This is a genomic window from Pseudomonas syringae pv. coryli str. NCPPB 4273 (assembly GCF_000972175.1).
Taxonomy (GTDB): Bacteria; Pseudomonadota; Gammaproteobacteria; order Pseudomonadales; family Pseudomonadaceae; genus Aquipseudomonas; species Aquipseudomonas syringae.
Genome location: NZ_AWQP01000029.1, coordinates 1 through 22,233, shown reverse-complemented (window position 1 = coordinate 22,233; position 22,233 = coordinate 1). Strand labels below are relative to the sequence as shown.

The 22,233-nt window shown below is 59.6% G+C and carries 16 protein-coding genes and 1 pseudogene; 10 read left to right on the top strand and 7 right to left on the bottom strand.

Annotation, left to right across the window (positions count from 1 at the left end):
• Positions 1-101: 101 nt before the first annotated feature.
• Positions 102-1,013 (top strand): LysR substrate-binding domain-containing protein, encoded by a 912-nt coding sequence (locus P406_RS14015; protein ID WP_003314779.1) that lies wholly within the window; start codon positions 102-104, stop codon positions 1,011-1,013.
• 25 nt (positions 1,014-1,038) lie between these two features.
• On the opposite strand, the gene P406_RS14010 is transcribed toward P406_RS14015, so the two are convergent.
• The 3 genes from P406_RS14010 to P406_RS13995 all read right to left on the bottom strand — a co-directional run bounded on the left by P406_RS14010 (position 1,039) and on the right by P406_RS13995 (position 6,065).
• Positions 1,039-2,367 (bottom strand): DUF3100 domain-containing protein, encoded by a 1,329-nt coding sequence (locus P406_RS14010; protein WP_003412554.1) that lies wholly within the window; start codon positions 2,365-2,367, stop codon positions 1,039-1,041.
• Positions 2,368-3,402: 1,035 nt separating this feature from the next.
• Entirely contained in the window at positions 3,403-4,794 is a 1,392-nt protein-coding gene (gene hglS / locus P406_RS14000; RefSeq protein WP_046236503.1) for a 2-oxoadipate dioxygenase/decarboxylase HglS, read from the bottom strand.
• A gap of 23 nt (positions 4,795-4,817) precedes the next feature.
• Positions 4,818-6,065, bottom strand: a complete 1,248-nt coding sequence (locus P406_RS13995; protein ID WP_046236502.1) for a 2-aminoadipate transaminase — start codon at positions 6,063-6,065, stop codon at positions 4,818-4,820.
• 255 nt (positions 6,066-6,320) lie between these two features.
• Between P406_RS13995 and amaB the strand changes: the two genes are divergently transcribed.
• A complete protein-coding gene (gene amaB / locus P406_RS13990; protein WP_003406390.1) occupies positions 6,321-7,811 on the top strand; it encodes an L-piperidine-6-carboxylate dehydrogenase in 1,491 nt (496 codons plus the stop codon).
• Between the two features lie 42 nt (positions 7,812-7,853).
• Positions 7,854-9,140, top strand: a complete 1,287-nt coding sequence (gene amaA / locus P406_RS13985; protein WP_003412545.1) for an L-pipecolate oxidase — start codon at positions 7,854-7,856, stop codon at positions 9,138-9,140.
• 11 nt (positions 9,141-9,151) lie between these two features.
• Here the strand turns inward: amaA and P406_RS13980 are convergent, their stop codons facing one another.
• Both P406_RS13980 and P406_RS13975 read right to left on the bottom strand, forming a co-directional pair.
• Positions 9,152-10,525 (bottom strand): sensor histidine kinase, encoded by a 1,374-nt coding sequence (locus P406_RS13980; RefSeq protein WP_003314786.1) that lies wholly within the window; start codon positions 10,523-10,525, stop codon positions 9,152-9,154.
• A complete protein-coding gene (locus P406_RS13975; protein WP_003349281.1) occupies positions 10,522-11,184 on the bottom strand; it encodes a response regulator in 663 nt (220 codons plus the stop codon). The genes P406_RS13980 and P406_RS13975 overlap by 4 nt, the downstream gene beginning before the upstream one ends.
• A gap of 166 nt (positions 11,185-11,350) precedes the next feature.
• On the opposite strand from P406_RS13975, the gene P406_RS13970 reads away from it, so the two are divergent.
• From P406_RS13970 to P406_RS13940, 7 genes are all read left to right on the top strand, one after another.
• Complete coding sequence (locus tag P406_RS13970) at positions 11,351-11,614, top strand: PepSY domain-containing protein (RefSeq protein WP_003349279.1); 264 nt, start codon at positions 11,351-11,353, stop codon at positions 11,612-11,614.
• Positions 11,614-12,159 (top strand): cytochrome b/b6 domain-containing protein, encoded by a 546-nt coding sequence (locus tag P406_RS13965; RefSeq protein ID WP_003412539.1) that lies wholly within the window; start codon positions 11,614-11,616, stop codon positions 12,157-12,159. The genes P406_RS13970 and P406_RS13965 overlap by 1 nt, the downstream gene beginning before the upstream one ends.
• A gap of 38 nt (positions 12,160-12,197) precedes the next feature.
• Entirely contained in the window at positions 12,198-13,496 is a 1,299-nt protein-coding gene (locus P406_RS13960) for a sialidase family protein (RefSeq protein WP_046236501.1), read from the top strand.
• Complete coding sequence (locus P406_RS13955; RefSeq protein WP_046236500.1) at positions 13,493-14,113, top strand: hypothetical protein; 621 nt, start codon at positions 13,493-13,495, stop codon at positions 14,111-14,113. The genes P406_RS13960 and P406_RS13955 overlap by 4 nt, the downstream gene beginning before the upstream one ends.
• A gap of 10 nt (positions 14,114-14,123) precedes the next feature.
• Positions 14,124-16,157: an LTA synthase family protein gene (locus P406_RS13950; RefSeq protein WP_046236499.1), complete on the top strand. Its 2,034-nt coding sequence runs from the start codon at positions 14,124-14,126 to the stop codon at positions 16,155-16,157.
• A 351-nt stretch (positions 16,158-16,508) separates the two neighbouring features.
• Positions 16,509-17,123: a biliverdin-producing heme oxygenase gene (locus P406_RS13945; protein ID WP_046236498.1), complete on the top strand. Its 615-nt coding sequence runs from the start codon at positions 16,509-16,511 to the stop codon at positions 17,121-17,123.
• Positions 17,120-19,357, top strand: a complete 2,238-nt coding sequence (locus tag P406_RS13940) for an ATP-binding protein (RefSeq protein ID WP_046236497.1) — start codon at positions 17,120-17,122, stop codon at positions 19,355-19,357. The genes P406_RS13945 and P406_RS13940 overlap by 4 nt, the downstream gene beginning before the upstream one ends.
• Before the next feature lie 47 nt (positions 19,358-19,404).
• Here the strand turns inward: P406_RS13940 and P406_RS13935 are convergent, their stop codons facing one another.
• Positions 19,405-20,097: a hypothetical protein gene (locus P406_RS13935; protein WP_046236496.1), complete on the bottom strand. Its 693-nt coding sequence runs from the start codon at positions 20,095-20,097 to the stop codon at positions 19,405-19,407.
• Positions 20,094-22,233, bottom strand: a pseudogene (locus P406_RS13930) (hypothetical protein); the annotation flags it as partial. The pseudogene P406_RS13930 and the gene P406_RS13935, both read right to left, overlap by 4 nt.

The following is a 22,233-nucleotide window of genomic DNA, read 5'->3' as shown; positions in this document are numbered from 1 at the left end:
ACGGGAATTTGGTATTCCCCTTTTTCTGTTACTCATCTTTGGCTTCGGCTGTCGAAACGACAAACGATTGTTGCTATGCAACGCTTTAGCGGAACTCTTCAATGAGCAGAATCTTCAACGCACAGATGCACGCCTGGCTACAGGTGTTCGCCTGCGCGGCCCGTCACCTGTCCTTCACCCGCTGCGCGGAAGAATTGCACGTTACCCCCGGCGCGATCAGTCAGCAGATGCGCCAGCTCGAAGAGCGCCTGGGCTTTGCGCTGTTTCACCGGGTCGGGCGCGGACTTGAGCTGACCGCTGAAGGTCAGCGTCTGGCGGTGGTCGCCAACGAAGTGCAGAGTCGTATCAGCGAAGAACTGCGCCTGCTGTATTCCGGGCGTATCGGCGGGGTGTTCAAGCTGCGCTGCATTCCATCATTCCTGAGCAAATGGTTGATGCCGCGCCTGCCACGCTTGCAGGCAGCGTTTCCGGACATCCAGTTGCGGATCATTGCCGAGGACAGCAGCGGGTCGTTGCGTGATGACGATTTCGATCTGGCCATCGACCTGAACGACGGCAGCTATCCGGGGTTGTCGACTACGCCCTTGCTGGAGGAGGAGCTGTTTGCGGTCTGCTCGCCTGACCTGCTGGTGGGCAAGCCGCCGCTGGATACGCCCAGTCAGCTGGTGCACTTCCCGTTGCTGCACGACATCACCGCCTGGCGCGGCAGCTATGAATACGCGGAGTGGGAGTTCTACCTAACGGCCATCGGTGCCGATGGCATCGACGTGCGTCGCGGCCACACGTTCAACCGTAATCATCTGACCATCGACGCCGCGCGCATGGGCATGGGCGTGGCCATTGCCCGCAAGGCGCTGATCACCGACGAACTGGAGCAGGGCTTGCTGATCGTGCCGTTCGGTCATCCGATCAAGGCCAGAAAGAAATACGTGCTGGCCTATCGCGAAGGGGCGCTCAGCACCCCGTCACGTCGCGCAGTGCATGACTGGCTGGTGAACGAGGCGCTGGGCTGACTCGCGCCGAATCAGGCAGTGCGGATCAATGGAACAGCTCGGCGATCAATACCGCGCCAATGAACGTACCGAAGTTGGCGAGGAACGACACCAGCACAATCCGCCAGCCCAGGCGGCGGAAGGCCGGGAGGTCCTTGGCAATCGACAGGCCGGCGAAGGTCAGCATCGGGGTAATGACCGCCAGCAGGTTGATCGAGCTGGTGATCCGCGCAATTTCGGCGGCCCATGGGCAGGCTGGCGAGGTCAGGAACATCGCGACCAGTGACACCATGCACACTGCGGGGATCTTGCGGCGAAGCAGGTTGCACAGCACCTCTCCCGCGAAGGCGCAGAAAATCATGATGCCCATGCCGGTGAAGGCATCGCCTGACAGTGTCTTGTAGCCGACATAGTTGGCAATCAGCGCCAGTGCACCCGCCGCCAGCCAGGCACTGACCTTGCCCGACCAGCCCAGTTCCGGCACCTCCAGCGACACGTCGCTGTGGCGCAGACCTTCCTCGCTCATGGACGCCTTGGTGGTGCGGCCGATCAGCGGCTCGAGCACACGATAGCCCCAGACCGCCAGTGGCAGGGAGATGAACAGGGTGAAGTAGGTGCCGATGGTGGTGGTGATCAGGTTCGAGGCTGCCGCCAGGGTCATGACTTCCTTGGCGACTTCCGGTGTCTGTTGCGCGGCAATCGCCCCGGCAGCGGCGGCCATCATGCTGCCCGAGCCGATGCCTGAGCCCATCGCCAGCGAGTTGGGATGGAAGATCCCCAGGCTGGCGATAAACCCGGCGACGATGGCAATGAACAGCGCGCCGAACAGGGTGCCCGTCAGGTACTCGGCCAATACGCCGCGGCCTTCAGGAGAGTCCATGCCATAGCGCTCGCCGATGATTGCCAGGCTCGGCTCACGGCCGACCGAGAAGGTCGCACCGATGGCTTCGCGCTTGATACCGAGCATCAGTGCTACCGGCAGACCGAGCATCACGGTGCCGACGAAGTGGCCGAACTCCTGAAACATCAGTGCCCATCCGGAAGCGAACACCACCGGCAGCGAGCCACCGACCACCAGGCCGAGCTTGGCAATGAACAGCAGCAGGGCAGGTTGCAGGATGGAGGCCGAGCGCAGTTGCGTGCCGTGATCGATGCCAATGGTGCCTGGCATACGGCGGCTGGCAAGGCCGATCATCGCGCCCAGCAGCAGCGCCCACACCATCGGCAACAGCACCACCTTGCCGGGGCCCAGCGGGATACTGATGGCACCGATCATCTCGGCAATGATGAGGATAATGGCGGCCCAGACATACAGTTTCACCGTCGATGAAACGGCCTGATTGTCACCCGACACTGCAGCGTGTGAGTTTTGCATGATGATCCCCTTGCCTGCTGAATGGCCTTTTTCAGGCCTTATCAATCGTTATTCTGTTTTTCAGGTCGGCGCGGTGAAGCGCCAGGGCAGCGTTGAAAAGTCCATGGAGTCATGGAGACCGTTATCCGGCCAGATATTTTTATGAGGTCTGAATGTGATCCAGACCCAGGCTGCTTCGAGCCTTTGCACGGGGATCACAGGGTGCGCTATTTGAAGGGATGAGCCTTTGAATACGGCACTTTGCTGTCCACACGCCATCGCAGTATGCATAGCGCAAGGTTGCACACCAATATTGCGAATTTTATTTATCGTTGCTTTAAACAGAACACAGAACGCACTGGGAATGTGACGCTCCGCGTCCTCTTTTGCGACGCAGAGCGTCGTGAACTGCATTCCCACGCTGGAGCGTGAGGAACGATAATCTCAACGTCGTGCTGACGTCCCGCGTCGGTGTGTACGGATAATTTAACTATCGTGCGACGCTCCGCGTCGTCATGCCGTTCCGGACGCTCCGCGTCCTCTTTTGCGACGCAGAGCGTCGTGAACTGCATTCCCACGCTGGAGCGTGAGGAACGATAATCTCAACGTCGTGCTGACGTCCCGCGTCGGTGTGTACGGATAATTCAACTATCGTGCGACGCTCCGCGTCGTCATGCCGCTCCGGACGCTCCGCGTCCTCTTGGCGAAGCAGAGCGTCGTGAACTGCATTCCCATGCTGGAGCGTGAGGAACGATAATCTCAACTTCGTGCTGACGTCCCGCGTCGGTGTGTACGGATAATTCAACTATCGTGCGACGCTCCGCGTCGTCATGCCGCTCCGGACGCTCCGCGTCCTCTTGGCGACGCAGAGCGTCGTGAACTGCATTCCCACGCTGGAGTGAGGAACGATGGTCTCAACTCCGTGCCTAAGCTCTGCGTCGATCTGCACGGACAATCCGATTATCGTGCGACGCAGAGCGTCGAGACCTGCATTCCCACGCGGAGCGTGAGGAACGATGATCTCAACTATCGTGCAGCCCCTGTCGCTCTCACTAATTAGTAGGCGGGACTGCTCAGCTCCAGCGCCCTGGCGCATTCCTCCAGTGAGCGCCGCTGGGTGTCGGCGTACAGGTCCAGTTCGTTGAGCGTCCCGCGTCCCAGTGCCCGCTCGAAACCCTGCTGATTCGAATTCGTCGCGTAATGCGCCTGTGCGTTATCGCCCAGATTGGACTGGAAGATGCCCGCCGCACTGACCGGCAAAAAGTCTTCGTACACCAGTGGCTCGAAGCGCACATGACCTGCTTCGATAAGCTGCTCCAGACTGCCGGATGCGCGCGCGGCAATGCCTGACTCGGTCGGGAAATAGCGGAAGTAGGCCAGACCCTGCCTGCGCATTTCAGCGTGGCTGTCCGGGAACGCCTTGAACGTCTCTTCCAGCAGCCCGGCATAACGCGCGGCATTCGCCTCATTGGGGAACTCGCCCAGCGTATCGCGGGCCTCGTTCAGCAGCCGGTCATACAGCTCGCGGCCTTTGGGCGTCAGTGCAGCGCCACGCTGTTCGATCTCGCCGAAGCGTGCCGAGTGGCTGCCCGACTGCCTGCCACCCTGGCCGATGAAGGCAATCGGTTCTTCCAGCGCCTTGAAGCTGGTCTGGCGCAGCAGAATCGGGCAATGACGACGCGGCGGTCCTTCGACCACTGCCTTGGGTGTGATGCCCTTGCCAGGCATGCCGGCCTGAACCGCATCGATGTCCAGCGTGCGTGGCGTCAGGTGGTTGATGTGCGGACCTCGAAACGCCACCACATCAGCAATCAGGCGATGCTGAGTGTTCAGCTTCTGGTAATCGTCCAGCGAAACGGTCGCCGTGTTGTGCCAGCGAAAGGTTTCCAGTGCCTGCTGAATGAACTCGGCCGCATCGGCTTCGCTCAAGCCGCCGTCTGCCTCATGCTTGTCGATCAACGCCAGGGCGCCGGGCGTGAAGATACTGCGCTTGCCCAGCACCTGACTGGCGAACTCACGCAGGCCGTCGCTTTCGATCAGATCCAGACGCAGCAACGAGGTGAACACGCGAAACGGACTGACCTGCAGCGCCTGCTCATGCACGGCGCGAAAAGCGGTGGAGTGAACCGGCACGCCGGCCGCGCTCAGGTCGTAGTACCCCACCGGCTGCATGCCCATGACCGCGAACAGGCGGGCGAGGGTGGCCAGTTCCTGTGCCGTGCCGACGCGGATCGCACCGTGCCGTTCCATGTCCAGGCGCTGGATTTCACCGGTCTGGCGCAAGCTGTCCAGCACACTGCTGTCATGGCTCATGACCTGTTCGTTGACTTCACTCACCAGCGCCATCAGCGTGCCGTACAGCGGCACTTCGTGCTTGTACATCTGCGACATGGCGCGAGAAAAGCCCGCGCGGATCTGATCCGGGTCGGCAAAGCGTGCTGTGCTCATCAGGGTGTTTTCTCCGTACGGGTTCAAGCCAGCGCTGCCAGGCAGCGCTCGAAAATATCCAGCCCTTCGTGCAGCACGTCGGGCTCAATGGTCAGCGGGATCAGCAGGCGGATAATGTGCCGCGATTTGCCGCTGGGCATCAGCAGCAGCCCGGCGTCTCTGGCTGAGCTCAGCAGCTCGGCGAGCTGTCGGGTACCGGGTTCGCCCTCCGCCGTGATCAGTTCGATACCGCGCATGCAGCCAACGCCGGTCAGCCTGCCTAGGTACGGCGACAGTTTGCTCGCCCGCCAGGCTTCATAGCGTGAAACGATGGCGTGCTCCTGCTGCTCGCCCCAACTGGACAGGTTGGCATCGGTCATCTGGGCCAGTGACGCGAGGCCCGCTGCGCAGCCAATCGGGTTACCGGAATACGTGCCGCCCAGGCCGCCCTTGGGCAGGTTGTCCAGCAATGGCTTGCGACCTACCACGGCGCCCAGCGGGATGCCGCCCGCAATGCTTTTGCCCAGCAGAATCAGATCGGGCTCGATGCCCAGACGACTGAACCCGAAACGCTGCCCGGTACGGCCGAAGCCGGACTGGATTTCATCGGCGATCAGCACGATGCCGTGTTTATCGCAGAACGCTCGTAATGCCTGGGCAAAGTCCGGCTGCATGGCCAGAAAACCGCCTTCGCCCTGAACCGGTTCGAAGATGATGCAGCCCACGTCGTTGACGTCGATCTCGACGCTGAACAGCCGGTCCATGGCCTTGAGTGCCTGCTCGGTGGATACGCCGTTGTCCTTGCTGGGGAACGGAACGTGAAAGACCGGGCCGGGCAGTACGCCGACTTTCTGTTTATAGGGCGCTACCTTGCCATTGAGGTTCAGGGTCGCCAGCGTTCGACCATGAAAGCCACCGTCGAAGGCGATGACCGCAGTACGGCCAGTAGCGCCACGTACGATCTTCAGCGCATTTTCGGCCGCTTCCGCACCGCTGTTGGTGAGCATGCCGCTGAGGGGATAACTGACCGGCACGAACTGCGTGAGCTGCTGCATGAAGCGGATATACGGGTCATGAGGCGTGGCGTTGAAGCAATAGTGGGTCAGCTTTGCCGCCTGATCCTGAATGGCCGTGACCACCTGCGGGTTGCAATGCCCCAGATTGAGCACCCCGATGCCGCCGACAAAGTCGATGTAGCGTTTGCCGGCGGTGTCCCAGACTTCAGCGTTGCGGCCGTGGGACAGCGTCATGTTGTGGACAAACGAAATGGATTCGCTGATGTGTTCGCTCATCGGTCTGGCCCCGACTCCGGGTGATCATGATGGCCTTATCCAAACAAACATCGGGCAGCACTCGCAAACGAAATAAAATCACCGGGTCATTCCAATAATTCCCGATGTAATGGCTTTTCTGGTCGCTAATGATCAGAAGTTCATTCCTAAAAGGAATCATGTTTTTCAAAAACGTCGTTTGTAGCCCGACCCTGAGTGGCTTGATACTGAGGTCATCGATGATTTCCACCGTGGTTTCATGACAGGAGAATCAACATGGTTGCCGAGTTACTAGCACGTCTGGGCGTGGCGAACAGTGCCCACACACAAGGGGACTATCCGGTTTACACCCCGATTGATGGCAGCCGGATTGCCTCGGTCACGCTTGAAGGCAAGGCACAGGTGGTGGCGCGAATCGACAGTGCCCACAGCGCGTTTCTGAAGTGGCGCACAGTGCCGGCCCCACGGCGTGGCGAGCTGGTACGGATCTTTGGTGAAGTGCTGCGTGAGCACAAGGCTGATCTGGGCGAACTGGTGTCGGTCGAGGCCGGCAAGATCACTCAGGAAGGTCTGGGTGAAGTGCAGGAAATGATCGACATCTGCGACTTCGCCGTCGGTCTGTCGCGTCAGCTGTACGGTCTGACCATCGCCTCCGAGCGTCCCGGTCATCACATGCGCGAAACCTGGCACCCGCTGGGTGTGGTCGGCGTGATCAGCGCGTTCAACTTCCCGGTTGCGGTCTGGGCCTGGAACACCACGCTGGCGCTGGTCTGCGGCAACCCGGTGATCTGGAAACCTTCGGAAAAGACTCCGCTGACGGCACTGGCCTGTCAGGCGCTGTTCGACAAGGCGCTGAAGATTTTCGGTGATGCCCCCGCAGCACTGGCGCAATTGGTCATCGGTGATCGTGACGCCGGCGAAGCGCTGGTCGATGACCCGCGCGTGCCACTGATTAGCGCCACCGGCAGCACCCGCATGGGCCGTGAAGTCGGTCCGCGTGTCGCCGCCCGTTTCGGGCGCAGCATTCTGGAGCTGGGTGGCAACAACGCGATGATTCTGGCCCCCAGCGCCGATCTGGACCTGGCCGTGCGCGGCATTCTGTTCAGTGCGGTAGGCACCGCCGGTCAGCGTTGCACTACGTTGCGCCGCCTGATCGTGCATCGTTCGATCAAGGATGAAGTGGTTGCCCGCGTCAAGGCGGCCTATGCCAAGGTGCGCGTCGGTGATCCGCGCGAAGGCAATCTGATCGGTCCGCTGATCGACCAGCAAGCGTTTTCGGCCATGCAGAACGCGCTGACCAAGGCCCGCGACGAAGGCGGGCAGGTGTTCGGTGGCGAGCGTCAGTTGCAGGACAAATACCCGAACGGCTACTACGTCACGCCGGCCATTGCCGAAATGCCTGGCCAGAGCGAAGTCGTGCGTCACGAAACCTTCGCGCCGATTCTCTACGTGCTGGCCTACGACGACTTCGAAGAGGCCCTGCGCCTGAACAACGAAGTGCCGCAAGGCCTGTCGTCGTGCATTTTCACTACCGACCTGCGCGAGGCCGAGGCTTTCCAGAGTGCTGCGGGCAGCGATTGCGGGATTGCCAACGTCAATATCGGCACCAGCGGTGCGGAAATCGGCGGGGCATTTGGTGGCGAGAAGGAAACCGGTGGCGGTCGCGAGTCCGGCTCCGATTCGTGGCGCGCCTACATGCGCCGGCAGACCAACACCGTCAACTACTCCCGCGAGTTGCCGCTGGCTCAGGGCATCGTGTTCGACTGATGTGAACCGGGCGCTTATCACCGACATTGCTGGAGTTTTTCGATGGTGCAGTTTGCTGAAGGCTGTCTGTGGGAACAATTGACTCCGCAACGTCCGGTCAGCCCGGCCCTGAGCGGCGAGCGGAGCGCCGACGTGTGCATCATCGGCGCCGGGTTTACCGGTCTGTCAGCGGCGTTGCGCTTGCTGGAAGGCGGCAAGTCGGTGTGCGTGGTCGAAGCGCACCAGGTCGGGCATGGCGGTTCCGGACGCAACGTCGGTCTGGTGAATGCCGGGACCTGGGTGGCGCCCGATCAGTTGGACAAGGTACTGGGCAGCGTCGAGGCCAGCCGACTGAATAGCGCATTGGGCGCGGCACCGGCTCTGGTGTTCGCGACCATCGACCAGTACCGCATCGATTGCCAGGACACGCGCACCGGCAACCTGCACATGGCGCATAACGCCAAGGGCCTGGCTGACTTGCGCAGCCGTGCCGCACAGTGGCAACGGCGCGGTGCCAACGTCGAATTGCTGACCGGCAAACCCTGCGAAGACGCCTGTGGCACCGACAAGGTCAGCGGTGCGTTACTCGATCACCGCGCCGGCACGGTGAACCCGATGGCCTATGTCTCGGGCATGGCGCTCAACGTGGTGGCGCGGGGTGGGCAAGTGTTCGGTGATTCTCCTGTCAACGGCTTGCAACGCACCGCTGACGGCTGGAAGGTCTCTACCGCAGCGGGCAGTGTGCGCGCCGAGAAAGTGATCATCGCGTCCAATGCCTACACCGAAGGCGAATGGACCGATATCAAGGATCACATCTTCACGGGTTACTACTATCAGGTCGCTTCGCAGCCACTCAGCGGTGCCGAGCAGGCGCAGATTCTGCGCGGCGGGCAGGGTTCGTGGGATACGCGCACGGTGCTCAGCAACATTCGTCGTGATGCCCACGGGCGCCTGCTACTGGGCAGCCTGGGTAACGCCGGCAATTATCCGCTGTGGTTCATTCGTCAGTGGGCGGATCGCGTCCAGCAGCATTACTTCCCGCAACTGGGCCGGGTCGAGTGGCAGAGCACCTGGACCGGGCGCATCGGCTTCACGCCGGACCACTTGTTGCGTCTCTTCGAACCTGCGCCAGGCTTGCTGGCGGCGACCGGTTTCAATGGTCGGGGGGTGACCACCGGAACGCTGGTGGGCAAATGCTTTGCCGATTACCTGCTGACTAACGATGCGACTGCACTGCCGATGAGTTTCTCAAGCGGCAAAAAGGTCTTGGGCAGTTCGCTGCGCAGCCTGGCCTACGACACGGGTTTCACCCTGTATCACGCCGGGCAATGCCTGCGCGTGGTGCTTTGAGCCGAGCGGGTTCAGCTCGTCCTGCTCTTGATGCGCAGCTCTGCACACAGTCCGCCCTGCGCCGAGTTGCGCAGGTGCAGGCTGCTTTCCAGTTTGCGCACGATCATGTCGACGATCGCCAGCCCCAGCCCTGCGCCATTGCTGTGACCCTGACTGTAAAAGCGTTCGAACAGGCGCGCCTTCTGTTGTTCGTCGATTCCCGGCCCTGCGTCTTCGACTGACAGGTGCGCGCTGCCATCTTCCTGGGTGTGCAGGGCGACGCGAATCTCGCTGGCGGTCGGGGCGAAATTCAGCGCATTGGTCAGCAGGTTCTGCAGGGCAATGGTGATGGCTGCCGGGTCGCTGCGGATCACGCAATCCTCGCCTTCCTCGAACACCAGATCGACGCGCTTCTCCAGGGCCAGCGGCGTGAGTTCGGCCATTTCCTCGCGTACCAGTGTGTTTAGCTCGAAGGTCTGTAACTGGCTGACTTCAAGACGCGGTTCCAGGCGTGCCATGGTCAATAACTGACTGGCCAGGCGGGCGGCGCGATCGACGCCATGCACGAGGAAATCCAGTGCTTCCAGGCGTTGCTCCGGGGTTTCGGCCTGGCGCGCGTTCTGCGCGTGGATGCGCAGGATGGTCAGCGGTGTACGCAGTTCGTGGGCCGCGTCGGCGATGAAGCGTCGCTCGCGTTCCAGCACACTTTCGATCTGGGTCAGCAGACGGTTGAGCGCGTACTGCATGGGCTCCAGTTCTTTGGGCAGGGGCGTTACATCAAGCGGTTCGAGGCTCTCGGCATCGCGCTTGCGGATGACCCTGGCCATCGCTTGCAGCGGGCGCAGGCCCCAGCCGATGGCCAGCCAGATCGCCACTACCAGCAGCGGCACACCGATCAGCGTCGGCCACAGCGTGTGACTGACAATGCGCTGAATCAGGTCCTGGCGCACGTCATCGCGCTCACCCACCCAGATCAGAAAACCCTGCTGTGGATCGGCGAGGAGAAAGCCGCACCACTCGTGCCCGTTCTCGACCAGATCATGGGAGCCTTCGGTTGCCGGAGGTGCACTGAGCAGCGGCGCTTCGGCCGAGCGCACCAGCAGCTCGCCCGAGGTACGCCAGACCTGAAAGGTCAGCCGGGTTTCGTAGGGATGGGCCACGCCGCTGGTGCCGACCCGGCTCATGGCCTGATCGAACGCCTGATACAGCTTGTCGAGGTCCTGCTCACCCGCTGCGCGCTGACGCAGCACACCTTGTAGCAGGCGTGCACTCTGGGCCAGCTGTGCATCGTAGACTTCTTCGATTTCGTGATGGCTGTCGCGCAGGGCGAGCAGGCTGATGGTCAGGTCGCCGAGCAGCAACAGCATCAGTACCGGGATCAGAATGCGCGCGCGTACCGAGGTCATGCCTTGAGCTCCAGCAGGTAGCCGACGCCGCGCACGGTACGGATCAGCTCGGTGGACAGCTTCTTGCGCAGGTTGTGAATCAGCACTTCCAGCGTGTTGCTTTCGACCTTGTCCTGCCAGCCGTACAGGGTATTGGACAAACGCTCGCGGGTAACCACCTTGCCGGGGCGGATCATCAGTTGATGCAGCAACTGATACTCCATCGGCGTCATCGGTACTTCGCTGCCCTGGAAACTGACCTGTTGCGACGCCGGATCGAGGCTGATGCCGGCGTGTTCCAGCAGCGGTTGCGCACGGCCCTGGCTGCGCCTGAGCAGGGCGCGGACCCGGGCTTTCAGTTCATCGACATCGAATGGCTTGATCAGGTAGTCGTCCGCACCGGCATCCAGACCGGCAATACGGTCGGCAGTCCCGTCGCGCGCGGTCAGGATCAGCACCGGCAGGGTGAGTGCTTCAGCGCGCAACTGGCGCAGCAGGTCCAGGCCATCCATGCGCGGCAATCCGAGGTCGAGCAGCAACAGGTCGAATGGCTCGCTGCGCAAAGCGTGCAGCGCGCTCAGCCCGTCCTCCAGCCAGTCGAGGGTATAGCCCTCGGTATTCAGGGCCACGCGGATGCCTTGACCAATGGCTCGATCATCCTCGACGAGAAGCAGGCGCATAGGGTTTGACCGGTGAGTGTGGGAAGAGGGCGCCATGATGCCGTCAGCAGGCAGCAGCGCGAAGTGCCGTGTGTCCGGGAAGATGTTACGAGCTATTACGTATTAAGCTTTTCCTAAGATTCGTTTCGCACAGTAGGCGCTCCTTAACTGCTTGCGAGTATCTGTCATGCGTAAAGTCCTGCTGATTTCCCTGTGTCTGGCCAGCCCGCTGGCACTTGCCGGGCCGCAATGCACCACGGCTGACAAGTCCCAATGGCAGGATCAGGCCAAATTCCAGGAGCAGCTCAAGGCTCAGGGGTACGAGATCAGCAAATTCAAGGTGACTGACGGCAACTGCTACGAAATCTATGGTTTCGACAAGGACAAGCGCAAGGTCGAGATCTATCACGATCCGGTGACGGGTAAAGCGGTGAAGACCGAGACCAAGTAATGAGCCGTTTTTCCCTGCGCCTGTGGGACCCGCTGGTCAGGCTGTTTCACGTCTCGATCGCGGGTGTCTTCGTTGCCAATTATTTCTTCAATGAAGCAGGGGGCGACTGGCACATCTGGCTGGGCTATTACGCGGTTGCCTGGCTGGCGGTGCGCGTGGTGTGGGGATTCATCGGGCCGCGCAGCGCACGCTGGAGTGATTTCTGGCCACATCCGGCGCGCCTGCGTGCGCACATGCGCTCGCTGATCGACCGGCGGCCGATGCATCGGCTCGGCCATTCCCCGCTCGGCGCGCTGGTCATGGTACTCATGATGGTGCTGATCTTCGGCATGGGCCTGACCGGTTTTCTGATGGAAGAGGTCGATGCCTTGTGGGGCGCCGACTGGCCGCAGGACATCCATGAAATTCTCGCCAACACCTTGTGTGCCCTGGTGGTACTGCACATGGCTGCCGCCATCTTCGAAAGCTTTCAAGTGCGTGACAACCTGCCCTTGTCGATGCTGACAGGCAAGCGACGTCCGTTGCCCGAAGATCGCCATCGCTGAAACCACACCTTTGTTCCTCTTTACAGTGATGCCTCCCGATGCGTGTTATTTCCCGAAACCTGACTGCATGGAGCGCAGGCCTGATTGTTGTGGCGATTTTTCTCAGCGCGTGGCTCAGCCATCCACAGCACCGTATTGCGCCCTTTGCGCTCAGCCCCGCGCCAGTTGGTGCTGAGAGCGTGGCGCCCAAGGCGTCGTATATTTCGCGTTTCGCGTCTTCCGACCTGGACGACTTCGTGCATTCCTCAGCCGTGACGGCGTTGCCCGGCGGCGATCTGATGTCGGTGTGGTTCGCCGGCTCTCGCGAAGGCGCGGGCGACGTTGAAATACGCACCTCGCGCTTCGATGCGGCCAGTGGTGAGTGGGGCGGCGAGCAGGTGCTGGCAACCCGTGAGTCCACCCAGTCGGGCACCGGTAAATACATCCGCAAACTGGGCAATCCGGTGATCGCCCTGGCTCCGGACAATCGCCTGTGGCTGTTCTACGTTTCAGTCTCGGTCGGCGGCTGGGCGGGGAGTACGGTCAACGCTATGGTCTCCAGCGACATGGGGGCCAGCTGGTCACCGCCGTGGCAATTGGTGACGACGCCGTTTCTGAACATCAGTACGCTGGTGCGCGGCGCGCCGGTGTTTCATGCCGACGGTTCGATTGGCCTGCCGGTCTATCACGAGTTTCTCGGCAAGTTTGCCGAATACCTGTACCTGAGCGCCGACGGTGAAGTGATCGACAAGTTTCGCATCAGCCGTGGCAACAATTCCCTGCAGCCCACTGTGGTGCCTTTGGATGGGCAGCGCGCCGTGGCCTTGTTGCGCTATGCCGGCGAGACGTTCCACCGGGTGCTGGCCAGCCGCACCGAAGACGGCGGGCAGAGCTGGAGCGAGCCGTATCCGCTGACCCCGAGCAACCCCAACTCTTCGCTGGCTGCGGTCGGTGTGCCGGGCAGGGGGCTGCTGGTGGCGCTCAATGACCTGCGCGAGGGGCGCTTCAAGCTCAGCCTGTACGGCACTGATGAAGAGATGAACGTCTGGAGGCCCTTGATGGATTTCGACAAGTCGCCCGATCCGCTGGGCACGCCGTTTACCCTCGAGGCGTACAAGGAGGTGATCGGCGAGGGCTTCCGCAGTTCCAGTGGCGCCCTGCGTCAACCGATGGAAGAGGCGTTTCTGAGCAATCTTGACCAACGCGTCTGCTCGCCCAAGGGCTGCGACTTCGAATACGAATACCCGTACTTCATCCGCAGCCCGGACGGCCTGTATCACCTGGTCTACTCATGGAATAACACCTTCATCAAGCATGTCAGCTTCAACGAGGCCTGGCTGGCGGAGCAACTTTTATGATCGCTTTGGGATTGGCTCATCTGGCGTTTGCCTGGACCCTGTTTGTACTGTTGGCGCCGCTGACCGCATCGTTATGGTGGCGCTGCGGCCTGCTCGCCGCCGTCTCGCTATTGAGTGTGGTCTCGATCGACGGACTGTCGATGGCGTCCTATGCCCGTAGCCTGACCGATGACCTGGCCATCAGCAGTCTGGTGCTGCTGGGCTGGCTGACCCTGCAGCGCTTGGGCGTGCTCAAGCCGATGGCAGCGTCCAGGCGCGGGGTGATGCTGTTGGTGTTCGCTGCGCTGGCACTGATCCTGTACCCGGCTACGCTGGGTCTGACGTATTTCGATCCATACCGCTGGGGCTACAACCCACGGCCGATGATCATGATTGTCGCTGTCATCGCGCTGGGGCTGGTCTTTATGCGCAATGCGCTGGCCGCCGTGATGCTCAGCGCTGCGACGCTGGCCTTCACTTTCCGCATCAAGCCATCGGAAAATTATTGGGATTACCTGATCGATCCGCTGCTTGGCCTTTACTGTTGTGGGGCCTTGCTGATCCTGGCTGTCCGTTTTGTTTATCGCCGTGCAATGGAGACGCGCCGTCCGGCCGCTCTGTCTGTCGGCAATGTCTAGAGGAATGACGATGAGTTGGTTGCAATCGCGACGCCTGCATTATTGGCTGGGCGCGGTCATGGTGGTATTCCTGCTGTCGGCGTTGCTGAGAGGTGTGTTCTTCTACGGGTTTTCCGGCATCGAACCGGGCACGCTGTTCACGCATGGCGAGGTCGCACAGACGCTGGGCATCGGTTTGCGCTTCGACTTGCGCCTGGCGCTGCTGATACTGCTGCCGATCGCGCTGCTGCTCTGGTTGCCGGGCTGGAACCTGATCAGCGTGCGTGCCTTGCGCTGGCTGGCGCGAGGCTATCTGATCGTGGCGCTGGCGATCCTGACGATGATTTACATCGTCGATTTCGGCCATTACGCCTATCTCGGGGTCAGGCTCAACGCCAGCGTGCTGCGCTATCTGGAGGATGCGCAGATTTCCCGGGACATGCTCTGGCAGACCTATCCAGTGTTGTGGATCACTGCCGGCTGGCTGCTCACGGTCGCAGTGCTCGGCTGGGTATTGATCAGGCTTGAGCGTGTCACCCTGGACCGTGAGGCCAGGCCAATCAAACGCGGGTCCGTGGTCTGGGGTTCGGCCCTGATGGTCTGTGCAACCTTTCTCGGCTTGTTGGGCCGGGTCGAGAATCTCAATCTGGAAAACCCGGTACCGCTGCGCTGGAGCGATGCGTTCTTCTCCGGCAACAGTCAGGTGGCGGCGCTGGGACTCAACCCGGCGTTGTTCCTGTACGACACGCTCAAGGTTTCGCAGTCGAACTTCGATGAACCCCAGGTGCGTAAGCACTATGAACAGGTCGCGCATTATCTGGGCGTTCCCCAGCCAGACGTGCAGGGGTTGAGTTTCAAACGTCACCAGACCGTGCAGCCATACCGGCTGCCGGGCGAGCGACCGCCGAATGTCATGTTCGTCATGCTCGAATCGCTGGGCACCAGTGCTGTCGGCGCCTACGGCAACCCCCTGAACCCGACGCCGAACCTGGACCATCTGGCCACCCAAAGCTGGTTCTTCAAGCACTTTTACGTGCCGGTTACCGGCACTGCGAAAACGGTCTGGGCGAGCATCACCGGGGTGCCCGACGTGACCCGGCAGGAGACCGCCACGCGCCATCCGATGCTCACCCGGCAAAACACCATCATCAACGACTTCAAGGGGTACGAGAAGCTGTACATGATTGGTGGCAATTCCGGCTGGGCCAACATGAACGCCCTGATCCGTCGCAGTATCGATGACGTACGTCTCTACGACGAGCGCGACTGGAAGTCACCGCAGGTGGATGTCTGGGGGATTTCCGACCTGGACCTGTTCAAGGAGAGCGACCGGATCCTGCGTGCGTTGCCAGCCGACAAACCGTTCTTTGCCTACGTGCAGACGGCGGGTAATCACCGGCCTTTTACCATCCCCAAAGACAACGACGGTTTTCAGGTCAGCGACAAGACCGTTGAGCAGGTCCAGGCCGCCGGTTCGCGCAGCGTGGAACAGTACAACGCCGTGCGCCTGCTGGACTTCAATATCGGGCGGTTGATGGAACTGGCCAAGGCGGGCGGTTACTACGAAAACACCATCTTTGTGCTATTTGGCGATCACAACACGCGGATCAGCCAGATCCCGCACATGGCGCCGGCGTTCGAGCAACTGGGCCTGGAGAGTAACAACGTCCCGCTGTTGATTCACGCCCCCGGCCTGCTGGGCACACGGGTCGTCGACGAAGCGGTCGGCCTCGCCGATCTGTTGCCGACACTGGCGGGGATGGCCGGGATGGACTTCACCAGCGGCACCATGGGCCGTGACATTCAGCAGGCGGCTCCGGAAGGTGAACGTGTGGTGCCGCTGGTACTGCGCGAAGGTACGTTCCCGCTGATCGGCGGTGTCACGCGCAACTACCTGCTGCAAATGGAGCACGACGGCAGTTCGCCAACGCTCCACGACCTGTCTTCCCCCACGCCGCTGGACAACGTTGCCGAACAAAACCCGCAAGAGTTCGAACGGCTGCGCGACCTGACCCGCGGCCTGCATGAAACCTCGCGCATGATGCTGTATCAGAACGTGCGTTGACGGGGCGCGTCGGCTTTATTCAGGGGCACACGCGAGCCGCCGGTCGAGTCGGTGGCTTGCGTAAGGATGGCATCGCAATTAGATGATGTTAAAGTGCTTGCTCCTGTGAACCGCGCACGCACCAAACGCGTATAGGGCTCGGTTTTCGACTATTGTCTTTAGTTGAGCGCGTATTTCGCGGGGAGTTGTAGACCGTCGTCTTGTAACCCTGACTCTTTTTCTTTATGGATTGTGGTATTTCATCGCAAACGCAGGAAAAAACTGTCAGATTTTGCTCTGAATCTGTATTTTGGCGGCCTGTTTTCGCTCGGATGCGTTTTCTGCCCATTGCACACTCAAGAGCCTTCCTGGATGCCGGCAAGTTTTTCATCTGTTACCCCGCCGAAACTGCTTGATGCACTGCGTGCTGGAACAAGTCAGTTGCATGTCAGGCTTGAAAAACGCATGCCGTTTTTTTCACCCGCTCTGGATCGCGCCCATTACCTGCGCCTGCTTCAGGCTTACTACGGTTTTTATGCACCGCTTGAAGCGATCCTGCATGCCAGTGCCTTGATACCTGCGGAGCTTATCCCGATCGAGAGGGTCAAAACCCCTGTGCTGGTCGAGGATTTGCGTGCGTTGGGGCTGTCCGATCCTGACATTGGCCAATTGCCCCGCTGCGAACAGTTACCCGCTGTTGATTCTCCCGGCGCCTGTATGGGGGTGATGTATGTGCTGGAAGGGGCGACATTGGGCGGGCAAGTGTTGCGACGCGAAATAAACAAGCGTCTGGGTCTGGATGAACAAAGTGGAACGGCCTTTCTCGATGTGTACGGTGCCCTTACCGGACCTCGCTGGAAGGCGTTTCTTAATCACCTGGATGAAGTACCCCGAGAAGTTGCCTTTACTGATGCCGCCGCCTTTGCAGCGCACTCCACATTTGCATGTTTCGAGCACTGGCTCGAGGGTCAAGAGGTACTGTTATGAGCCAACTCGACAAAGACGCCTTTGAAGTCCTTCTGGCCAATTGTGCAGATGAGCCCATTCAGTTTCCGGGTGCCATTCAACCCCATGGCCTGCTGTTCACACTGACAGAGCCCGAGCTGACGATCCTGCAAGTCAGTGCCAACGTGCAGACCGTGCTGGGCCAGGTGCCCGAGCAGGTGCTCGGCAAGGGACTGGACTGTGTGCTGGGCGCTGGCTGGGCCGACGTGATCCGAAGCGCCAGTGCTCATGATTCGTTCATCGACGCGCAACGCCTGCTGATGTCGATCAACGGCATTGAGTTCGAAGCTTTGCTGCACCGCCATCAGGGCGTTCTGGTTCTGGAGCTCGAAATTCAGGGCAAGGATGCGCAATCGGTCAGTTATTCCGAGCGCACCGGCAACATGGGTCGCATGTTGCGCCAACTGCACGCTGCGAGTGATCTGCAGACCCTGTATGAAGTCAGCGTTCGCGAGATCCAGAAAATGACCGGTTACGACCGGGTGCTGATCTACCGTTTCGAAGAAGAAGGCCATGGTCAGGTGATCGCCGAAGCATCGGCGCCAAGCATGGAGCTCTTCAACGGTCTATTCTTCCCGGCATCGGACATTCCCGAGCAGGCGCGCGAACTGTATCGCCGCAACTGGCTGCGCATTATTCCCGATGCCGATTACACCCCGGTGCCCTTGGTGCCTCAACTGCGCCCGGACACTCAGCAGCAGCTTGACCTGAGTTTTTCGACGTTGCGCAGTGTTTCACCGATCCACTGCCAGTACATGAAGAACATGGGCGTGCTGTCATCCATGAGTGTGTCGCTGATTCAAGGCGGCAAGTTGTGGGGATTGATCAGTTGCGGCAACCGCACGCCGCTGTACGTGTCCCACGAACTGCGCAGTGCCTGCCAGGCGATCGGCCAAGTGCTGTCCCTGCAGATCAGCGCCATGGAAGCGCTGGAAATAAGCCGTCAGCGAGAGGCGAAGGTCAGGGCGCTCGAGCAATTGAATCTGGCCATGGCCGGGTCCGAAGAAAACGTCTTCGATGGCCTGGCGCAGCAACCGCAGTTGTTGATGGATATGGTGGGCGCAACCGGCGTCGCCATCATCGAAGACCGGCAAACGCATTGTTTCGGCATCTGCCCTGAGCCGTCCGACATACGTGCATTGCATGCCTGGATGATCGCTGGTGGCGAACCAGTGTATGCCAGTCATCATCTATCCAGTGTCTATGCGCCTGCCGAGGCTTATCAGCCAATCGCCAGCGGCGTGTTGGCGATGAGCCTGCCAAAGCCGGTCGACAACGGCGTTATCTGGTTTCGTCCCGAGGTCAAGGAAACGGTCCAGTGGAGCGGTAATCCGAACAAGCCACTGAACATGGAGAGCTCGGCAGGCGGCATGCGCCTTCGGCCGCGCACCTCGTTTGAGATCTGGAAGGTCGAGATGACCGGGATCGCTACGAAGTGGAGCTATGGCGATGTGTTCGCTGCCAATGACCTGCGCCGCTCCGCTCTGGAGAATGACCTAGCCCGTCAGGTACGCAGGGAGCAGCAGGCCGTTCGCGCCCGCGACGAACTGGTAGCGGTTGTGTCCCATGACTTGCGTAACCCGATGACGGTCATTTCCATGCTCTGCGGGATGATGCAGAAATCGTTCAGCTCCGATGGGCCGCACACGTCGCGACGTATTTCCACGGCAATCGATACCATGCAGCAAGCCGCCAGCCGCATGAATGTGTTGCTGGAAGACCTGCTCGACACCTCGAAAATCGAAGCAGGCCGTTACACCATTACGCCGCAGCCGCTGGAGGTCAGTCAGATATTCGAGGAGGCTTACACCTTGCTGGCCCCGCTGGCGATGGATAAATCCGTCGAAATTTCCTTCAACGCCGAGCCGGATATCAAGGTCAATGCTGACCCGGAGCGCCTGTTTCAGGTGCTGTCCAACCTGGTTGGCAACGCTATCAAATTCACCCCGAAACTGGGCAAGATCGACGTGTCAGCCATGTCCAACGGCACTGAAATTGTGTTCACCGTGCGGGACTCCGGCGAGGGTATCCCTCCCGAGCAGTTGCCGCATATCTTCGAACGCTACTGGACCGTCAAGGAAGGCAACCCGACCGGCACCGGCCTGGGCCTTTACATCTCCCAGGGCATCGTCAAGGCTCATGGTGGAGAACTGGTAGCGCAAAGCCGGGTGGGCGAGGGCAGCGAGTTCCGCTTCACGGTGCCCATGGCGGTTTGATCGCTTTCTCAGGCTTGCAGTGAGTTTCAGCTCAAGCCTGAGTCGCATCAGCCCTGATACCAGTTAGTGGCCTTTTCGATGTATTCAACGTTCGCTGGAAGTACCTCGCGCAGGAAGGCGAGGTACTTGTCCATCAGCACCTTGCTGGGAAAGCGCGCGGCGAAGCCGGTGGTGATATCGTCGCAATGGATAATGACCATAAGACGTTTGTGATCGACCGTGACAAATTCGTGCAGTTGCCATGGTGCGGTTTGTCGATGGTGGACAGGGTTTTCCCAATTCAGCAGTTTGATGGCGGCGATGAAGGCCATCGCCACCGGGCCGACTAGAAAGAGCAACGATCCGGTCAGGACGGCGACGAGTCCGAATACCAGCATGACGAAAATGGCGATGCCCTTGAAGAAGCTTGAGGCGAAGTCGGGGTAGTGGAGGTAATACTCGACCGTGGCTCCATCGGTTTTCAGGGTGTAGTTGAAGATGGTTTTTTGGCGGATGAGCAGGCCTACGAAATAGGCAAGATACCCTACAAGTGCAAGTATTGTGTATACCAAAGAATAAAGGCTATCCGAAAACATTATCCAGCCTCCCCAAATAAAAAGTGAGCTGGCGGTCAGATAGAAGGCGATAAATCCAAACTGTGTGATCATGATCTCTTTAGGTGACCTCGACAGTGTTTTGATTTTCCAGTTTAAAATATCTTTGCCTTTCGGTAGGTCTAAAGCTTTTTCTTGCTGAGTCATATAGGTGTGCTCTCTGCAACTTCCAGGGTAAGGGAACCAGTCCTGCTTGATGCCTTTACCGCGAGTTCCATGGCCGCCAAGCCGTCAATAGAGGTATCGCCTCTTGTGCCAAGCTCCATCTGAAAAAGATAGCTTCTATCGTCCTCGCCGGAATTTATAAGGTCGGCCGGATACCAGAGTTGTAGCTCCAGAAGAGTTGCTTCCTTGTCGAGCGGCACCCAGCTTTCCCAGATGAGGTCCTCGTTTTCAGGGGGCATTAGAGGATAGGTGAAGTCTTCACTAGCCTTGGCAGTTGGTTTGTTAGTGAGCATCCCGAACTGTTCGACTTTCCTGAATTTTCCGCGGTTCAAAAATGCTTCATATATTGGGGTATCTATTTTTTCTACAGGTAGCACGCCCCACGGGCGCTTGCTACTTACAATGTTGAAATAGACAGATTTGCCGCGTAAAAAGTGTGGGAAATACACCTGTACTCCAGCGCCATTTTGCACAGCGACACTCATATAGTCGCCTTTGCCAAGGTAACGATCCTCATAACGCACGGTGCTTTTTACATGAACCTGCGGAGATAATTGAATTTCCATCAACGCGCTTATTTCTTCATTCTTACCTTTTGCAGTCTCGTCGTAGCGATAGTCCATGGTTCTTGACCAACAGCACTTACGTAGCCACCAACCCACACTGTCTTGCTTGAAATAGTTTAGGGTCATCGTGGCAAGGAGATAAATAAATCCAACTGCCATCAGGGCTACGCTGAACCACGAACTCATCGCAATAATCGTAAAAGCGCTAGCAGGGAAAACGCCTGCTAATAGCTGGGCCGAAGAACCTAAACCCATCAGGAATACAGCAACTCCCTTAATACGGAGTCCGTGTTTTTCATCTGAAGTTTTAGCTGCGTAAAAATCATCCCAAACGTCAAATAGCTCTAATGTAGTCGCCGCTATCCCAAACGCCCCCATCGCCACCATCGAACCTCTAAACCCCCTTATCGCATCCCCCCAAACCGCATTACCTCGTGCCTTCCAGTAAGCCGCCGATTTATCGAGAATGCCTATGCTATAGCCGCCAATAGAAAGGGGCTTCGCATCCCTGATAACCGCCCACGGTGCTTCAACAAACACCGCCATCAGCAAGTTAAAGCTATACCCCAACCCATACGTCACCTTGCCGATGTCCTTGGCACTGAAGTCGCCATCCCGAGTAAGGTCGCGATAGGTGAAGGCGGTGTTGATGAAGTTGAGCATGATCACGCCCCAGGTGATCGAGCCGGCAATCCCTCCCAGTCCATCGAGCCAGCGCTTGGCGGTGCTCAGCCATTCTTTGGTGATGGCTTTGCCGGACTGGAAGTGCAGGCGAATTTCGTCCTGCAACTGCTTGGCGTATTGGTTGTTCTGATAGTCGAGCAGGGCGGGCATGCTCAGTTCGTGCAGGCGAAGCTTTTGCTCGAGCGCGCGCAGGTGGCTGGCGATGCTTTTGCGGGGGTTGTAAGCGGTTGGGTAGAGCCAGCTGCGACGGGTGTCGCTGATCTGTTTGTTAAGCACCTGCCACTCACTGATCCAGTTTTTCAGCTTCGCGAGCATGGTGTGATCGATTACAATACGCGCCTTTGAGTCGAGCAAAATCTGACCGATCAACAGCGTGCGTATCAGTGCAACGATGTTCTGCTGCTTGCCCACCGCCAAGCGGCTGTCGATGGGCACCCAGGCCAGCAGGATACTTTCGAACGTTGCCTTGCCTGCGCTGCTGGCCAGTTGGCTCAGGGCTTTGAAGGTGTCATGAACGGGTTGTTTCAGCGCCTTCATCCACGGCTTGTCGGCAAAGCCCTGATGATTGAGCGTGCCGTTGAGTTCGCCGATGCGGGTGGCCAGGTTGGTGACGTCGCCGAGGCCGTTCAGCAGCGCGTTGGCCTCCTGGTGTAGGGCGTGCTTGAGCGCCGGTGAGAAGCCGTAGCGCAAGGTGCCAAACAGGCTGCTGTCTTTGGCTTCCTGCTCGGCGAGCCAGGCGCTGGCGGCGTTGTCCTGAGCGTAAATGATCTGCAGGTTAAGCATGAGCGTTTGCAGATAAAGCAGGCTTTCAGGGTGTGTGGGGTCGACAAACAGCTTGAGCGGTTCCGTGCCCAGATGGGCCGACCAT